Genomic DNA, 16,783 nt, shown 5'->3' with positions numbered 1-16,783 from the left:
CCGGTGCAAACCAGCCCCAGCGTATGAGGGAATTGAGTAAATGGCGTTGAGTAAGTTGGCGCGTATCGCCACCAGCCGTGACACGTGCGTCACGCGATCCGTTTTCACCTTCGTGCTGCTCAGCACGACGATGCTGACACCTGTAGCGGTGCCATTTCAGCCCGCTTTCGCCCAGGGCGCGGGACAGGCCCAGGCGCGTAGCTTTGCCATTCCAGCGCAGCCGCTATCTTCGGCGCTCAGCGCCTTCATCACGGCCAGCGGCTGGCAGGTGGGCTATTCCTCCAGCATCGCCAGCGGCGTCACCTCGCAAGGCGTATCGGGCACAATGACGGCGGAGCAGGCACTGCGCACGCTGCTGTCTGGCACCGGCATTTCCGTCCGCATGACCGGCGCCAACACCGCAACGCTGGTGCAGGAAAGCGCTGGCGCAGATGGCGCAATGGTTGACGGCGCGATTGCGCTCGACACGATCGACGTGAGCGGCGGCGGCTCTTCGGCTGCAGCCACAGACCTGCCCTATGAAACACCCGGCTCGACCAACTTCATTTCCGCCGAGCAGATCAACCGCGTCGCGCCGATATCGGCTGGCGATATGTTCAAATCGGCACCCGGCGTTATATCTGTCGGCAATCACAACGGCACTTCGATCGACGTCAACATCCGCGGCCAAAGCGGCATGAACCGCGTCAAAGTCATGGTGGACGGCACACAGCAGCAGGTGAACAGCTATCGCGGCTATGCCGGTCCGGACAATCGCTCGTATGTCGATCCTGACTTTGTCTCAGGTATTTCAGTCGAGAAAGGCTCCGTCGCGGGACCGTACGGTTCTGGCGTAACCGGCGGCGTCGTCAACATGACAACGTTGTCGGCCGACGACATCATTCTGCCTGGCAACGACAAAGGCGTCCGCATCAAGGGCAGCATTGGCAGCAATACAACTTCGCCGCACTACACGGCTCCACCGCCCGCATCCCGTCCTGATCGGCTACCGGATTTCACCAGCCCCGGTGTTGCAAACTTCGATCGACCGGATTTTCTGACCGATGCTTCACGCACAGGCAGCGTCGTATTTGCAGCCCGTTCCGACTACATGGAAATTCTGGGCGGCTACTCGCGGCGCGTGCAGGGCAACTATTTCGCTGGCACCAACGGTAATCGCGACTACATCCTGCAAACGCCCCATGCGTACATGTCGCCATCGCGCAACGCCCAATACGCTGCTGATTTTGCGCGCGGCGCGGAAGTGGTCAACACCTCGGAAAACACATCGTCAGCACTGGCGAAGGCGAAGATACGCTTTGACGACGCGCAACTCCTTGAGTTCGGCTTCAATCGCTACGAGAGTCACTCTGGCGTTATTTTCCCGTCGTCAACCTGGATGTATCCCAACACGCAGTTTCCGCTCAGCGATGTGCTCAGCCAGCGCTACAATGCGAAGTACACGTTGGCCCCGCTCGACAATAGGCTCGTGAATCTCACCACCAACATCTGGGCAACGACATTCGACTCGACCGACCCGCATGAAAACAATGTGGGATATCGCTCTCATATCGAATCGCTAACGTATGGCGGAGAAATCTGGAACAAATCCTTGATCGACACGGGCGTCGGCGAGCTACGGCTGAACTACGGCGCCGAATACGCCTACGCCAACTACGACAACCACACGCTGTATCCACCGCGCATCGCCCTACTCTATCCCACGACACCGGGCTGGCCGCTGTTTCACCTTAACGGCGGCGAACGGACCGTGGGCGGCGCACACATCGGCGCATCGTACGATCCCACCAATTGGATGACTATCGACGCCGGCGCCCGTTATGATTTCTATAAATCATCCGGACAAGCCTATCTGCCAACGCTCGATATCAATACGTTCGCAACCGTTTGGGAAAATCAGTACAATGACATCAGCGGCTCTGCCTTTTCACCAAAAGCCAGCATCACGCTGAGACCGCTGGACGGCGTCCAACTGTTTGCCAGCTACGGCCGTGGCATGCGTCCACCGTCACTCATTGAGACCACCGGCTCCGGCACCATTGCGCGCATCATTCCAAATCCAGACCTGAAACCGGAGCGCTCCGAAGACATGGAGATCGGTTTCAACATTCTCCGCGATGGTGTCTTCACGACGAATGACCGATTTAAGTTCAAGGCCGCGTACTATCGCAATGACATCAACGACTACATCGCGCGTTCATTTAAGCCATTGTACCATCCGGACTATGGCCTCATCAGTGCCGACTATCAGCATCAAAATGTAGCGAAAGCGAAGATCCGCGGAATCGAGCTCAACGCTTCGTACGATGCTGGAATATTCTTTGCTGATGCCAACATCAATTATTTCGACAGTGTGAAATACTGCTTCGACGACATCAGCAGCGAGTTAGCATACGGTTCGAATATCAATGGCTGCACCGTTTTCACCTACCCCGGCGACTGGCGCGGCTCCTATGTACAGCCAAAGTATGCCGGCATGCTCACCGCCGGCATACGCCTGCTTGATGAAGCTCTGACCATAGGTGCCAGCGCGCAATTCTTCGGCAAGTCGATTGTGCCGCCCGTGCTGGTGGCTTCCGTCACCAATCCTGTTTTCTGGGACGAGGCAGTGATTGTAAGCGCGTTCTCGAGCTACAAGATCAACGACAATCTCGTTGTCGATCTGAGCGCTGAAAATCTCTTCGACAGGTTTTACGTATCGCCGATGGCCGTTGCCGAAATTCCATCACCTGGTCGCACCCTCCGCGCTGGTTTCACTGCGAAATATTAGAACGCCCGACAAGGACTATCAGGCGGCAGCATTGTGTTGGATGCCGCCTGATAGTCACCATTTAATCGTCCGACGCGTCCGAGAACTGGTTTTTCGCCTGCACCATTTCCTGCGGTGAGATGAAACCGTTGCGATCAGTATCGATGGCTGCAAACTCCGGCAGCCGCTTGCCGGACGACGACTTGTAAGCCGCCCATTCCTCAATCGTGATCGCTGAATCGCGGTTGGTGTCGGCAGCCGAGTGCATGCCGAAGTGCCGATCATCGCCCGCCCGGCGGTCAGCTGCAGGGTCTTTTCCCAGCGTCACGCCACCGGCGTAAGCTGACGTTCCCAGCGACAAAGCTATCAAGCTGAAGGCGATTTTTCCGAAGGCCGATTTCATGGCGGTTGCTCCTCTGAGGTGTATCTGACACCCCACAACCGCCCTGGCCACCGATGGTTCCGACGTAAAATCTGATTAAATTGATATATTACAATATATTACGCCTACCAATTAATCCCCTTTGCTATCCACCAGAACTATAGCCAGACAAATGACGCCTTGCCCATCGCGGGCGGCGTTTCGCAGGCGTCGCGATTCACAAAATTCGACGCTTGCCGCCAAAATCATTGCAAACATCAACAAATTCAGGAATTTCCCGCAGGCAATACGTTGCGGATAATGCGAACAACCAAATCTGGCAAGGGCTTTTCAGCATGGGCGCAGCTATCATGACCGCAGCGAATGCAATGCAATCGAACGAGCGGGCACTATCGCCTGAACAGCAGCCGAACGCCGATGCGCTGGTCAAGCGTCTCGCCGACACGCTGCATCGCCTGAACGAGCAGATCGAAGCAGCGGTGAAAGCGGGTGCCACGGTCGAGCTGATCCGCGCTTCGCGCTATCACAACGGCATCGGCCAATGGGGCGATCAGATGATGCCCATCGTACGGCTGCCCGACATCCCAGACCGCGACTAATAAACCAGCGCTGGCATTTGGTCTAAGGCGCGCCGGTTCCTTTTTGCCTTGCGCTCCGACGACAAATGCCTGCAGGTCGCCAGTAAATATTCGGCGGCCGACGACTTCCGGACCACCATTACAAGGACAATGCACCCATGAATGTGCACGAAAGAGCGCCCAACTGCGAGCCCGCCGCCGAGCTAACGCTGGAACGCAAGCTCAGCCGGATGCCCGTTCGCAGCGGCACGCTCGGTCCTGAGGTGATCGAAGTTGGCAAGCTCTATCGCGACACCGGCTGCTTCACTTACGATCCCGGCTTCACGTCCACAGCCAATTGCACGTCGCGCATCACTTACATTGATGGCGATGAGGGCGTGCTGCTGTATCGCGGCTATCCAATCGACCAGCTTGCTGAGCGCTCAACCTTTCTTGAGGTGTGCTATCTGCTGTTGAATGGCGAGCTGCCGACCACAGGGCAGCTTGATGACTTCCGCGGCACGATCAACCGTCACAACATGCTGCACGAGCAGGTGACGCGGTTTTTCACCGGCTTCCGGCGTGATGCGCATCCGATGGCCGTGATGGTGGGCACGGTTGGCGCGCTGTCGGCATTTTATCACGACTCGACCGACATCAATGATCCGGCGCAGCGTGCAATGGCATCCAATCGCATGATCGCCAAGATGCCGACGATTGCCGCCATGGCCTACAAGTATTCGATCGGCCATCCGTTCATCTATCCGCGCAACGACCTCGATTTCGCGGCAAACTTCATGCAGATGTGCTTCGCCATTCCGTGCGAGCCCTACAAGATCGATCCGATCCTCACCCGCGCGCTGGATCGCATATTTATTCTGCACGCCGACCACGAGCAGAACGCCTCCACTTCAACCGTGCGCCTTGCCGGTTCCTCCGGCGCCAATCCGTTCGCCTGCATCGCGTCCGGCATCGCCTGCCTTTGGGGCCCGGCGCATGGCGGCGCCAATGAAGCGGCGCTCAACATGCTGATGGAAATCGGCTCGGTTGATCGCATTCCGGAGTACATCAAGAAGGCCAAGGACAAATCGTCCGGCTTCCGCCTGATGGGCTTCGGCCATCGCGTCTACAAGAACTACGATCCGCGCGCCAAGGTGATGCAGAAGACCTGCCACGAGGTGTTGAACGCGCTTGGCATCAAGCACGACCCGGTACTGGAAGTTGCGATGGAGCTGGAGCGCATCGCGCTGCAGGACGAATATTTCGTCGACAAGAAGCTCTATCCCAACATCGATTTCTATTCCGGCATCACGCTGCGCGCGCTCGGCTTCCCGATGTCGATGTTCACGGTACTGTTCGCCATTGCCCGTACCGTCGGCTGGGTCGCGCAGTGGAACGAGATGATTGAAGATCCAGAGCAGCGCATCGGCCGCCCGCGCCAGCTTTACCTCGGCCCGGCAGAGCGCAATTTCGTGCCGATGGATCAGCGTCGCTGAGCAATCAGCGTCGACCAATGACAAGCGGAGCGCACGCTTTCACAGCATGCGCTCCGTTTTTGCTTCTGGCCGGCGCACACTACGCCGCGCGCCATGCACAAATCAGAAAAGATCGGCCGGCAGCACCATGGTAGAATTGCTGCCCGCCGCAATCGCAGCTGCAAGGCCCTGCGTTTGCGGCAACAGCCGCTCGCTATAGAATTTGGCGACTGTCACCTTGCGCTGCTCCAGTGGTGTCTCGCCCGCGCGAGCCGCTACAGCCATCCGCACCCACATCCAACCGATCGCCGTCAGCGCGAACAGCTTCAGATAGTCGGTTGCCGCTGAACCCACCGCTGCCGCGTCACTTTGCGATGCAGCCTGCAACGCCGTCGTTGTAGTTTCGAGCCGCGCCAGCGCCGCCAACACTTCGGCCGACACATCCTTTACACTCGGCGCAGTTGCCGCTGCCGATTCAACATCCCGGCGCACCAGCGCGAAAAACCGCTTCGGCAATGCGCCGCCTTCCAGGCTCAGCTTGCGGCCCGCCAGATCCATCGCCTGCACACCGTTGGTGCCTTCGTAGATCTGCGTAATGCGGGCATCGCGCACATATTGTTCCATGCCCCACTCGCGGATATAACCGTGGCCACCAAACACCTGCTGCGACAGCACCGCGACGTCAAAGCCGAAGTCGGTGAACGCCGCTTTGATAACGGGCGTCAGCAATGCCACCATGCCATCGGCTTCAGCACGCGTTGCAGCATCCGGATGCCCCGCTGCGATATCCATCTGCAATGCCGTCCAGATCGCCAGCGCGCGGCAGCCATCGGCCAACGCACGGCCGGTCATCAACATGCGGCGCACATCGGCGTGTTCGATGATCGGCACCGGCCCACGCGCGCCATCCAGCGAGCGACCCTGCAAACGTTCCCGCGCATAGGCCACCGCCTTCTGCGTTGCAGCTTCAGCAATGCCGAGCCCCTGAATGCCAACGAACAGCCGCTCGGCATTCATCATCGTGAACATGGCGTTGAGCCCACGGCCCGGCTCACCCACCAGCCAGCCGATGGCACCGTCGTAATTCATCACGCACGTCGGCTGCGCGTGGATGCCCATCTTGTGCTCCAGCGAACCCACCGACATCGCGTTGCGTTCGCCCAAGCTGCCATCGCCGTTCAGAAGAAATTTTGGCGCCAGAAACAGGCTGATGCCTTTGACGCCCTTCGGCGCATCGGGCAGCCGCGCCAGCACCAGGTGCACGATGTTGCCGCCGAAATCATGATCGCCCGACGAGATGAAAATCTTGGTGCCGGTGATGCGATAACTGCCGTCACCAACCGGTTCAGCGCGCGTCGATAGCAGGCCAAGATCGGTGCCCGCCGAAGCTTCGGTCAACGCCATGGCGCCGGTCCATTCACCCGCAACCATCTTCGGCAACCAGATCGCCTTCAGTTCATCGCTGGCATGATGCGCAATGGCTTCGACGGCGCCGCGCGTCAATCCCGGAAACAGACCGAACGACATGTTCGTCGCCGACAGCATTTCATCGAGCAAAATTTGCACTACGCGCGGCAGCCCCTGCCCGCCGAAGGCAACATCGCCGGAAAGCCCCGGCCATCCCGCTTCAACAAAGGCGCGATAAGCCTCTTTCACGCCCTTCGGCGTCACAACGGCACCGTCGACGATACGCGCGCCTTCCTCATCGCCCGGACGATTGAGTGGCTCCAGTACTTCGCGGCAGAAGCGGCCAGCCTCCTCCAGCACCGCGACCGCAAAGTCCGCCGTCAGTTCCTCGTGACCGGGAAGCGCTGCAATCTGCGCGTCAAACCCGAACACGTTTTTCAACAGGAAGCCGATATCATCCGTCAGCGGCATATATGAGGACATTGTGCGAAGTTCTCCGGCACCTGGCTGTTATTCCTGCGGCCGCTTATAGCTCAGTGCCGCAGACGGCCGCGCCCGCGCACGTGGTCGCGCATGAACTGTCGCTGATGCCCCAGCGAACCTGCACCGCAGCGATCGACGATCAAATGCCTACGCTTACCGCCTAAACCGCCAGCGCGGCCAGCAATTGCCGCGGCTGACGCACCAGACTGGCCAGCGTCACGCCATCCAGCACCGCGAGATAGGCGTCCATCGCATCCGCCAGCGAACGCTTGAGCAGACACGGCCCCGTAATCGGACAGGAATTGGTCGCGCGAAAGCATTCGACCTGATCGAAGTCTTCCTCGGTGGTGCGGATCACGGCGCCCACAGTGATCTCACCTGCATCGCGCGCCAGCTTCAACCCGCCGCCCCGACCGCGCTGCGCCTCCACCCAGCCGTGGCGCGCCAGATTGTTGACCACCTTCATCAGATGGTTCTGCGAAATGCCATAGACGCGCGCGATCTCCTCGATCGTCGCCCGCTCGTCGGGACGGGCGCCGAGATACATCAGCACGCGCAGTGCGTAATCGGTGTGGGTGGTCAACCTCATAGCGTTCTGTTCGCCGCTTGTTCGCCAGTGTGCAAGCCCAAATGCGCTTCCAGCATGCCGCCACACCAACGCATCCACAAGCGCGCGCCGGCAGCCCGTCGAGGATCACCCTTAATTCATGCACGAACAATACATATTTGTCGCATGGAGAAGATGCATCAAAAATGCATGTTATGGAGCCAAGACAAAAAAAGCTGCTGGGGAGCATCTGTCATGGATCAATCAATCCGCCCCTATCGATCAACGCCGGTTTTCGACCAGACGACACTGCCCCGTGCTCTGCGACAGGAGCATTCGACCAGGGCGGGAGTCTGGGGCGTGATCAGAATTCATTCGGGGCGCCTGCAGATTGCATATCCCGACGATGGCATCGAAGCCGTGCTCGATCCCCAGCATCCCGGACTGGTCAAGCCAGAACAGAAGCATTTCGTCACCCCGCTTGGGGCGATGCAAATGCAGATCGACTTTTACGACCGCCTGCCAGCTAGCGACGCCCACTAATCCATTGCAAAAACATCGTCAGGAGCATGTTGATGTCCAAGACAGTCAGCACGAGCACGATTGCGCTCGTAAAAGCCACCGTCCCCGCACTTCAAGCCCACGGACTGGACATTGTCCGCGAAATGTATTCGCGCATGTTTCGCAATCCGGACATCCGCGATCTTTTCAATCAGTCGCATCACGATGGAGTTGGCGCACAGCCGCGCGCGCTGACCGGCGCGATACTTGCCTATGCCAGCAACATTGACAATCTCGCGGTGCTTGGCCCTGCGGTTGAGCGCATCGCGCAGAAGCACGTTGGACTACAGATCCTGCCGGAGCATTATCCGCACGTGGGCGAGGCGCTGTTGGGTGCCATCAAGGCTGTGCTCGGTGATGCCGCGACGGATGAAATACTCGCGGCGTGGGGTGAAGCGTACTGGTTCCTGGCCGACATTTTGATTGAACGCGAACGCAACATCTACACCGAGCAGAAAACCGCCAATGGCGGCTGGAACGGCTGGCGCGACTTCCGCGTCGATGAAGTAATCGAAGAAAGCCAGCTCATCCGCTCATTCGTGCTGCGCCCGGCCGATGGCGGCAGCATCATTCGACACAAGCCGGGCCAGTATCTGACGTTCTGGCTCGACGTGCCCGGTCACCCGCCACTGAAGCGCAACTATTCCATCTCGAATGCGCCCAACAGCGCCGTCTATCGCATCTCCGTGAAACGTGAACCGCAGGGACTCGCGTCGGGTTGGCTGCACGACAATGCCAAGCCCGGCACTATCCTCAAGGTTTCGCCGCCAGCCGGCGAATTCTTCCTGCCAGAGAACGTCGAGCGTCCGGTCGTTCTGCTATCCGGCGGCGTCGGCCTCACGCCGATGGTGTCGATGCTGGAAACCCTCGTCGAGCGCGGCAGCGCCGTGCCGGTGCACTACATTCACGGCACGCAGAACCGCGCCACGCACGCCATGCGCGATCACGTACGCAACCTTGCCCGCACCGGAACGGCTGTCTCGGTTACCGCTTTCCACGAAGAACCGCTGACCGATGAAGTGCAGGGCCACCACTACGAGCATGTCGGCCGCGTCTCTGACGAATGGCTGCTGACGAATACGCCCGTCGATGTCGCCGACTATTTCATCTGTGGCCCGCGCCCATTCCTGCACGCAACCGTCTCTACGCTTGCCGCTGCGGGCGTACCGACCAGCCGCATTCACTATGAGTTCTTCGGCCCTGCCGATGAAGTCCTGGCGGCCTGACAGAAATTGCGCAACGCCGCACCTTGCGGCGTTCGCAACTGCTCAGCTGACCGGAAGAAGCAGCGTCCCGGCAAGGGCGCTGCTTTCGCTTTCCGCGCCTTCACTCATACATCTTTCCGCATACCTCGGCCCCACATGCTGCGAAAACTCCGCTCCACCCTATCGCATCTGCAAAAGCGCATCCGTAGCACTCTGTTCGTGCCCATCCTCGCGGGCGCCACCTTGCGCGAACGATTGCTCGCGTGCGTCGGCGCACTGGTCGGCATCCTGCTCACCGGATTTATCTGCCAGGCGCTTTACGGCGACAGCATTTACTTGCCGCTCATCGTTGCACCGATCGGCGCCTCGGCCGTGCTGCTGTTCGCTGTGCCTTCCAGCCCGCTGGCGCAACCCTGGCCGATCATCGGCGGCAACGTCATCTCCGCCGTAATCGGCATCGCGTGCGCCAATCTCATCGACCACGCGATTATCGCCCCGGCCGTAGCGGTTTCCGCGGCAATCCTGCTGATGTCGTTCACGCGCTGCCTGCATCCGCCCGGCGGCGCCACCGCCCTCACCGCCGCAATTGCACATTCGGACTACCTGTTTCCCTTTCTGCCCGTCGGCCTCAACTCATTTCTTCTCGTTGCCATCGGCATCGGATTTCATGCGGTAACGCGCCGCAACTATCCGCACGTCGCAGCACCTGTCGCGCAGGTAAGCCACGGCACCAAGGACCTGCCCGCACCCGACCGCGTCGGCATTCAAAGCACCGACATCGACGCCGCACTGGCGTTGCTCGATGAAACATTCGACATCAATCCGGCCGATCTTGAGCGGCTGCTACGGCAGGTGGAGCACGAAGCGCTTGTCCGCACCAACGCCGAAATGCGGTGCGGCGATATCATGTCCCGCGATGTCATCTCGGTGGACGCCGATTGCGCCCCGGCAATAGCGCGTGCACTGCTGCTCAAGCATAATCTGCGCACGCTTCCAGTCACCGATCGCAACGGCCAACTACTTGGCACGGTGGGCCTGCGTGAACTGACGCCCGGCGACGACAAGGTCGGCGCGGTTCTTTCCGAAGCTGTCACCGCATCCGAACACGATCCGGCACTCGCGCTGCTGCCGCCGCTCACCAACGGCCGCACCCATGCTGTCGTCATCGTTGGTAATGACCGCAGCGTACGCGGGCTCATCACCCAGACGGACCTGTTAGCGCTTCTCGCGCAGAAGCTCTCTGACCGACGCGCCGCAGCTTAGGTTTCACAGCGCCGCCACCCATCCAACGTGGCGGCGATGGAGCGGCTCAGCTTTACAACTCGCATCACCACACCGCACACAGCAAAACGCTGCCGCCCCGACGAGCGACTACCCGGTGCCCAGGCACAAACGCCGCCACGAGTTGCAGAGGCGCCACGAGTTGTCGCTGCCAGCTCGGCTCCAGCTCCTGCCCCAGTGCTCCCCATGCCCTCACCGGCCCAGCGCCAACAGGATTGAGGCGCTTCCAACCTGCATTAATGCCCCTGCCCCTTGCTTTGCAGCGCGCAAGTTCGATAGGTGGTCCTCACATATTTGCGATCCGCCCTGTCTTTCCGGCCCGGATCGCGCAACAACCGAAAGGCGCGTCCGCGATGGCACAACCCACAATCACGCTGCACAAGGGCGATCTGCCCGCCGGTCTGAACCTCGGACCAAGCGTCGCCATCGACACTGAAACGCTTGGCCTCAATCTGCATCGCGATCGCCTGTGCCTGGCGCAGCTCTCCGCTGGCGACGGCAGCGCCCATCTGGTGCAGTTCGACGGCACCGACTATTCCGCGCCCAACCTGAAGGCTCTTCTGGTCGATCCGAACATCGAGAAGATCTTCCACTTCGCCCGCTTCGATGTTGCCGTTCTCAAGCGCGATCTGGGCGTCGTCACATCCCCGGTTTACTGCACGAAAATCGCTTCCAAGCTGGTCCGCACCTACACCGACCGCCATGGCCTGAAGGATCTGGTGGCCGAACTCGTCGGCGTCGAGCTGTCAAAGCAGCAGCAGAGCTCCGACTGGGCAGCGCGCGAGCTGTCCGAACAGCAGCTCGCCTACGCCGCTTCGGATGTGCTGTATCTCCACGCCGCCAAGGCGAAACTGGATTTCATGCTTGAGCGCCAGAACCGACGCGAACTGGCCGACGCCGCGTTCCGCTTCCTGCCAACGCGGGCGGCGCTCGATCTCGCCGGTTTCGGCGAGATGGACATTTTCTCCCACTGATCCGCACCCTTGAAGCGTCTGTCCCGGATGCGGGGCCAAAGCCGGACCGACTCTGCGCCGGTAGCCGGCCCAAAATCGACGTGCGGGCTGCAAAAAACCGTGGGTTGCAGGCGGGCGACGGCCACTCACCATTGCGTGCTGTGGCCGTCCCAATATAACCCTATTTGCCGGTGACTTAGACGGGAAAAGCAATCAGGTTTCGGCATTCAGCGAAGCTCAGGCTCCCGCCCATCCAAACTTTGGGCGGGGCCAAACGTGGACGGGAACAGAAACCGCTGAAGATTTGCATCGGCGGCAGGCAGGCAGCCCCATAGCGAGCGCATGGCATCAACCACCAATTTCACGCCCGGCGATGCATGGACCAAGGTGAACCCGTTCTCCGGCAGCACCGCGGCCGAAAGGGCGCGTAACTTCAAGCTCGCCAAACGGCACACGCGGCTTGTGCGCTTGCTGCGCTGGTTGTTTCCGGTCTCCATCGTCGGCATCCTCGGGCTTTATCTGCTGCTGATGCTGGATACCTCCGGCATGGTCTCGCAGCTTCCCCGTCTGGAAGTGCCGCGCATCATCCCTGAAAACCTCACCATGGATAACCCCAGCTACGAGGGGTACACCAACGACGGCGGCCGCTACACGGTGCACGCAAAAACCGCCGTGCAGGATTTCACCAACACCGACTTCGTGCGCCTCAACACCATCACCGGTGACCTCTTCGACGCCAAGAAAGCCAGAACGCGCCTCACTGCTCTTGAGGGCGAGTTCAACACCAAGGAAAATCAGCTCGTCCTGTCGGGCGGCATCGATATCGTCGCCGACAGCGGCCTGAAGGCAAAGCTTTCCCGCGCGACCATTCTCACCAACGAAAGCCTCATCACCTCGAACGAGCCGGTGCTGGTGGAAATGCCGACCGGCACGATCCGCTCCAATTCCATGCGCCTGCTGAGCAAGACCCGCGAGATCGCATTTGTCGATGATGTGCGCGCGCATCTGATCCCGCCGAAAAACGAAAACGCTGACGGCGCTGCGAACGACGCGGCCAAGCCCGATGGCTCCAGCGCTGCCGCACCGCTTATCGGTGGCGGCGACGCACCGATCGACATCAACGCCAACCGCCTCGACATCGACGACACCGGAAAAACTGCAACCTTCACCGGCAAGGTGCATGCCCGGCAGGCCGACGCCGCGCTGGAAACCGCAGCGCTCGAAGTTTTCTATGAGGGTGGCAACGCTGAAGATGGCAGCGCCGCCGCAACAACGCCCGACATGCCGGGCGCCGGCGCCAAGATCCAGCGTATCGTATCCAGAACGCCGGTGGTCATGACGCGCGCGCCGAACGATCGTGTCACCGGCGCCAACCTCGACTATGACGCCATCAATCAGGTGGCGGTGATCGATGGCGACGTGAAGATGCTGTCGGGGCCGGACCGCAACGCAACCGCCAGACGCGTCACCGTCGATCAGAAAGCCGACACCATCCTGCTCACCGGCAACGTCGCGGTCAGCCAGGGTCGCAACCAGCTCAAGGGCGAGCGTCTGTTCGTCGACCGCGCCAAGGGGCGCACGCAGCTTTCAGCCGCCGCCGCGCGCGGAGACAACGGCCGCATCTGGACCCAGTTCTACCGCACCGAGGCCAGCAACGCGCAGCAGAAGGGCCAGAGCGCAGCAGCCGCGTCCGCCGCTGCAGGCGCCGTCGGCGTCTTCAAGACTGACCCCAGCGCACCAATCACGGTTGAAGCCGCACGACTTGACGTCGATGACCGCGCCAAGCAGGCGATCTACAATGGCGAGGTCTATGCGGTGCAGGGTGATTTCGTCGTCCGCACGTCGCAGTTGAAGGCCTTCTACACCGGCGCTGCCGGCCTGGCTGAAGATACCGCCAAAACACCCGACGCCGCCCCGGCTCAGCTCTCGCGCATCGAGGCGCGCGGCAAGGTGGTCGTAACGTCCCGCGACGGCCAGAAAGCATCCGGCGACTGGGCCAATTACGACGTCAAGAAAAACGAGGTCGTTCTCGGCGGCGATGTGGTGCTGACGCAGGACAAAAACGTCATCAACGGCACCAAGCTCACCATCAACATGCTGACCGGCCAGAGCATTATCGATAGTGGCGACAGCGGTGCCTGGTCGGCGCGCGCTGCCCCGCAGGCCAAAAATGCCTCCGGCTACACGGTCCGGAAGGGCCGACCGAGCGCAATTTTTTACCCTAAGGACAAGAACGCCGCCGAAAAGAAGCCGTCAGCTAATGCTAAGAACGGCTCTTTCGCCGAGCCCGACTGGGCGCCGGTGGCTCCGTCACCCTAAAGTGTCGCGCCACGACGCCAATTGACAGGCTTTCCCATAGGCGCACCAATACCTGCCGTACCCCAGCGGCCCGCACACCGAGGTTTCCTGAAACGTGGTCAAATTCCTGCCCTTTGGCTTCAAAAAGGCCCAGCAGGCATCCTACGATGAGTGGGACCCACCTGAATATGGCGCCGCCGATGCGTCGTCGTACGACTACGCGCCCGCGCTTGCCGCCATCGGCGCTAACGGTCAGCCCCAGCATCACCCCCATCCAGTCCAGGCCCCCTATCAGCAAAATGCGCAGCAGGGCCAAGGCGATCCGTATTCCAGCCACCCCGGCGGCGAAGGCTGGCTGACGATCCGCGAAGTTCGGAAGAGTTATAAAAAGCGCCTTGTGGTGCGCAGTGTCAGCATCGACGTGCGCCGCGGCGAGTCTGTGGGCCTGCTCGGCCCGAACGGTGCCGGTAAAACCACCGTTTTCTACATGATCACCGGCCTCGTCCCGGCCGACAACGGCAGCATCACCATCGACGGGCTGGACGTCACCCGCCTGCCGATGTACCGCCGCGCCCGCCTCGGCATCGGCTATCTGCCCCAGGAAGCATCTATTTTCCGCGGCCTCTCGGTCGAAAAAAACATCATGGCGGTGCTGGAGATCGTCGAGCCGTCCGCCAAAAAGCGCCGCGAGAAGCTGGAAAGCCTGCTGGAGGAGTTCCGCATCACGCACCTGCGCAAATCGCCCTCCATCGCCCTTTCGGGCGGCGAGCGGCGGCGCTGCGAAATTGCCCGCGCCCTGGCCTCCGGGCCGTCATTTATGCTGCTGGACGAACCATTTGCGGGCATCGACCCGATCGCGGTCGGCGACATTCAGGAGTTGGTGCGCCACCTGACGGAGCGGGGCATCGGGGTTCTCATCACCGACCATAACGTCCGCGAAACCCTTAGCCTGATAGACCGGGCCTACATCATCTATGATGGGCAGGTGCTGACCCAAGGCAAGCCGGAAGAAATCATAGCTAACGACGACGTGCGAAGAGTCTACTTGGGGGACATGTTCGGTTAACGCACGCTGATCGGGAAGAGCGTACAGGGTAATCGGGGCGGGGCGCATGGCGCTAGCTACGAAGCTGGAAATGAGACAAGGCCAGCAGTTGGTGATGACACCCCAACTGCAGCAGGCCATCCGTTTGCTTCAGTTCTCAAACATAGAACTCGCCCAATTCCTGGAAACCGAACTTGAGCGCAACCCGCTGCTTGAAGCGGACGACAACACCGATGCACCGGTCCGTGCCGAGCGCGATAGCGAAAGCGACGATCACATCCCTGAGCGCGCCGCCACCGACAGCGCCGCAGACAACACCTCCGATGCCTCCGCCTCCGACACCAGCGGCGATGACGACGGCGACTGGGTCGATCTTGAACGCCCCGCTGCCGACCCCGAAGGCACCTTCGACACCGAATACGAAAACCTCTACCCCGACAGCACGCGCACTGAGCAGATGCAGGATGCCACCGCCACCGATAGCGGTTGGGCCTCGCTCCGCCAGCGCGGCGCGGGCTCAGGCGAAGATGTCAACATCGAAGCCTACCTGCAGAGCGAACAATCCCTCCGCGATCACCTGAGCGAACAACTGCCACTGGCGCTCAGCGAACCGGTCGATCGCCTGATCGGGCAGTATCTCATCGATATGGTGGATGAAGCCGGCTATCTGCCGGCCGACTTCGACCGCATCGTGGAAAGTCTCGGTGCGCCGCACGCCAAGGTCGAGCAGGTACTCAGCCGCCTGCAGACCTTCGATCCGCCCGGCGTTTTCGCCCGCTCCTTGGCCGAGTGTCTCGCGCTCCAGCTCAAGGACCAGAACCGCTACGATCCTATCGTCGCCCGCTTCCTTGAAAACCTCGATTTGCTGGCGGGGCACAATCTTCCTGCACTGCGCCGGGCCGTCGACATCGAGATGGATGAGCTGCTGGAAATCATCGCCGAGATCAAACGCCTCAACCCGAAGCCGGGCCTGAAGTTCGGTTCGGAATATCTGCAACCCGTCGTTCCCGACGTGCTCGTCCGCGCAGCGCAGGATGGCTCCTGGATTGTTGAGCTAAACTCCGAAACGCTGCCGCGCGTGCTGGTCAACCGCACCTATCTCACCACCGTCACCAAAGCCTCCGGCTCCGCAGCAGACCGCAACTATCTGCTCGAATGTCTGCAGACCGCCAACTGGCTGGTGAAAAGTCTCGATCAGCGCGCCCGCACCATTCTGCGCGTGGCGGAAGAAATCGTGCGACAGCAGGATGCCTTCTTCACCCACGGTGTGCAGTTTCTGCGACCGCTTAATCTGCGCACCGTTGCCGACGCCATCTCAATGCATGAATCGACCGTCTCGCGCGTCACCTCCAACAAATACATGGCGACGCCGCGCGGCATCTTCGAGATGAAGTACTTCTTCACCTCCGCCATCGCATCGGCGGAAGACGGTGCGGAATCCCATTCGTCGGAAGCGGTACGTCATCGCATCAAGCAGATGATCGACGGCGAATCCTCCGCCAGCGTTCTGTCCGACGACAAGATCGTCGAACTGCTCAAGACCGATGGCATCGACATCGCCCGCCGCACGGTAGCCAAGTACCGCGAGGCAATGCGCATCCCATCTTCGGTGCAACGCCGCCGCGACAAGCGACTCGTCGTTCGCGTCTCGCAGTCGGAAGAAGCCCTCTAAAAAGTTCGCCTGAACTTCTCCCGCATCGGGCAGTTTTCCCGGTCAGAAGCACAATGAGACAAACGGCCTAGCGCCGTTGTCAGCTTCCATAAAAAGCCACCCGGCCCGAGCTCAGTCCCCACGCCTCCCGTCTGCGGGCTTGTCCACGGCACGGTAGTGCTCTATAGC

13 protein-coding genes are annotated in these 16,783 nt (G+C 60.7%); 10 read left to right on the top strand and 3 right to left on the bottom strand.

The window, feature by feature from the left end; all coding sequences use genetic code 11:
* Positions 1-40: 40 nt before the first annotated feature.
* Positions 41-2,770 carry a TonB-dependent receptor gene (locus tag C6Y62_RS06725; RefSeq protein ID WP_173953290.1) on the top strand — a complete coding sequence of 910 codons (2,730 nt, stop codon included), beginning with the start codon at positions 41-43 and terminating at the stop codon, positions 2,768-2,770.
* A 61-nt stretch (positions 2,771-2,831) separates the two neighbouring features.
* On the opposite strand, the gene C6Y62_RS06720 is transcribed toward C6Y62_RS06725, so the two are convergent.
* Positions 2,832-3,152, bottom strand: a complete 321-nt coding sequence (locus tag C6Y62_RS06720) for an EF-hand domain-containing protein (RefSeq protein WP_173953289.1) — start codon at positions 3,150-3,152, stop codon at positions 2,832-2,834.
* A 329-nt stretch (positions 3,153-3,481) separates the two neighbouring features.
* Here C6Y62_RS06720 and C6Y62_RS06715 point away from each other — a divergent pair, with 329 nt between their 5' ends.
* Positions 3,482-3,730 carry a hypothetical protein gene (locus C6Y62_RS06715; RefSeq protein WP_246274435.1) on the top strand — a complete coding sequence of 83 codons (249 nt, stop codon included), beginning with the start codon at positions 3,482-3,484 and terminating at the stop codon, positions 3,728-3,730.
* Between the two features lie 137 nt (positions 3,731-3,867).
* Positions 3,868-5,184: a citrate synthase gene (gltA, locus tag C6Y62_RS06710; RefSeq protein ID WP_173953288.1), complete on the top strand. Its 1,317-nt coding sequence runs from the start codon at positions 3,868-3,870 to the stop codon at positions 5,182-5,184.
* 102 nt (positions 5,185-5,286) lie between these two features.
* On the opposite strand, the gene C6Y62_RS06705 is transcribed toward gltA, so the two are convergent.
* Both C6Y62_RS06705 and C6Y62_RS06700 read right to left on the bottom strand, forming a co-directional pair.
* Positions 5,287-7,053 (bottom strand): acyl-CoA dehydrogenase family protein, encoded by a 1,767-nt coding sequence (locus tag C6Y62_RS06705; RefSeq protein ID WP_173953287.1) that lies wholly within the window; start codon positions 7,051-7,053, stop codon positions 5,287-5,289.
* A 160-nt stretch (positions 7,054-7,213) separates the two neighbouring features.
* Complete coding sequence (locus tag C6Y62_RS06700; protein ID WP_173953286.1) at positions 7,214-7,642, bottom strand: RrF2 family transcriptional regulator; 429 nt, start codon at positions 7,640-7,642, stop codon at positions 7,214-7,216.
* Between the two features lie 213 nt (positions 7,643-7,855).
* Here C6Y62_RS06700 and C6Y62_RS06695 point away from each other — a divergent pair, with 213 nt between their 5' ends.
* The 7 genes from C6Y62_RS06695 (at position 7,856) to rpoN (ending at position 16,615) form a co-directional block, all read left to right on the top strand.
* Complete coding sequence (locus C6Y62_RS06695; RefSeq protein WP_173953285.1) at positions 7,856-8,143, top strand: TehB family protein; 288 nt, start codon at positions 7,856-7,858, stop codon at positions 8,141-8,143.
* 32 nt (positions 8,144-8,175) lie between these two features.
* Complete coding sequence (gene hmpA, locus C6Y62_RS06690) at positions 8,176-9,387, top strand: NO-inducible flavohemoprotein (protein ID WP_173953284.1); 1,212 nt, start codon at positions 8,176-8,178, stop codon at positions 9,385-9,387.
* Positions 9,388-9,522: 135 nt separating this feature from the next.
* Positions 9,523-10,629, top strand: coding sequence for an HPP family protein (locus C6Y62_RS06685; RefSeq protein ID WP_173953283.1), 1,107 nt, complete (start codon positions 9,523-9,525; stop codon positions 10,627-10,629).
* Positions 10,630-11,000: 371 nt separating this feature from the next.
* Positions 11,001-11,621, top strand: coding sequence for a ribonuclease D (locus tag C6Y62_RS06680; protein WP_068460002.1), 621 nt, complete (start codon positions 11,001-11,003; stop codon positions 11,619-11,621).
* 321 nt (positions 11,622-11,942) lie between these two features.
* Complete coding sequence (gene lptC, locus C6Y62_RS06675; RefSeq protein WP_173953282.1) at positions 11,943-13,919, top strand: LPS export ABC transporter periplasmic protein LptC; 1,977 nt, start codon at positions 11,943-11,945, stop codon at positions 13,917-13,919.
* Positions 13,920-14,136: 217 nt separating this feature from the next.
* Complete coding sequence (gene lptB / locus C6Y62_RS06670) at positions 14,137-14,964, top strand: LPS export ABC transporter ATP-binding protein (protein WP_173953503.1); 828 nt, start codon at positions 14,137-14,139, stop codon at positions 14,962-14,964.
* Between the two features lie 46 nt (positions 14,965-15,010).
* Positions 15,011-16,615 (top strand): RNA polymerase factor sigma-54, encoded by a 1,605-nt coding sequence (gene rpoN / locus C6Y62_RS06665; protein WP_173953281.1) that lies wholly within the window; start codon positions 15,011-15,013, stop codon positions 16,613-16,615.
* The last annotated feature ends 168 nt before the right edge of the window (positions 16,616-16,783 follow it).

Source organism: Hyphomicrobium sulfonivorans, from assembly GCF_013306565.1.
In the GTDB taxonomy this organism is placed as follows: Bacteria; Pseudomonadota; Alphaproteobacteria; order Rhizobiales; family Hyphomicrobiaceae; genus Hyphomicrobium_A; species Hyphomicrobium_A sulfonivorans.
This window is presented reverse-complemented; position numbering and strand designations above follow the sequence as displayed.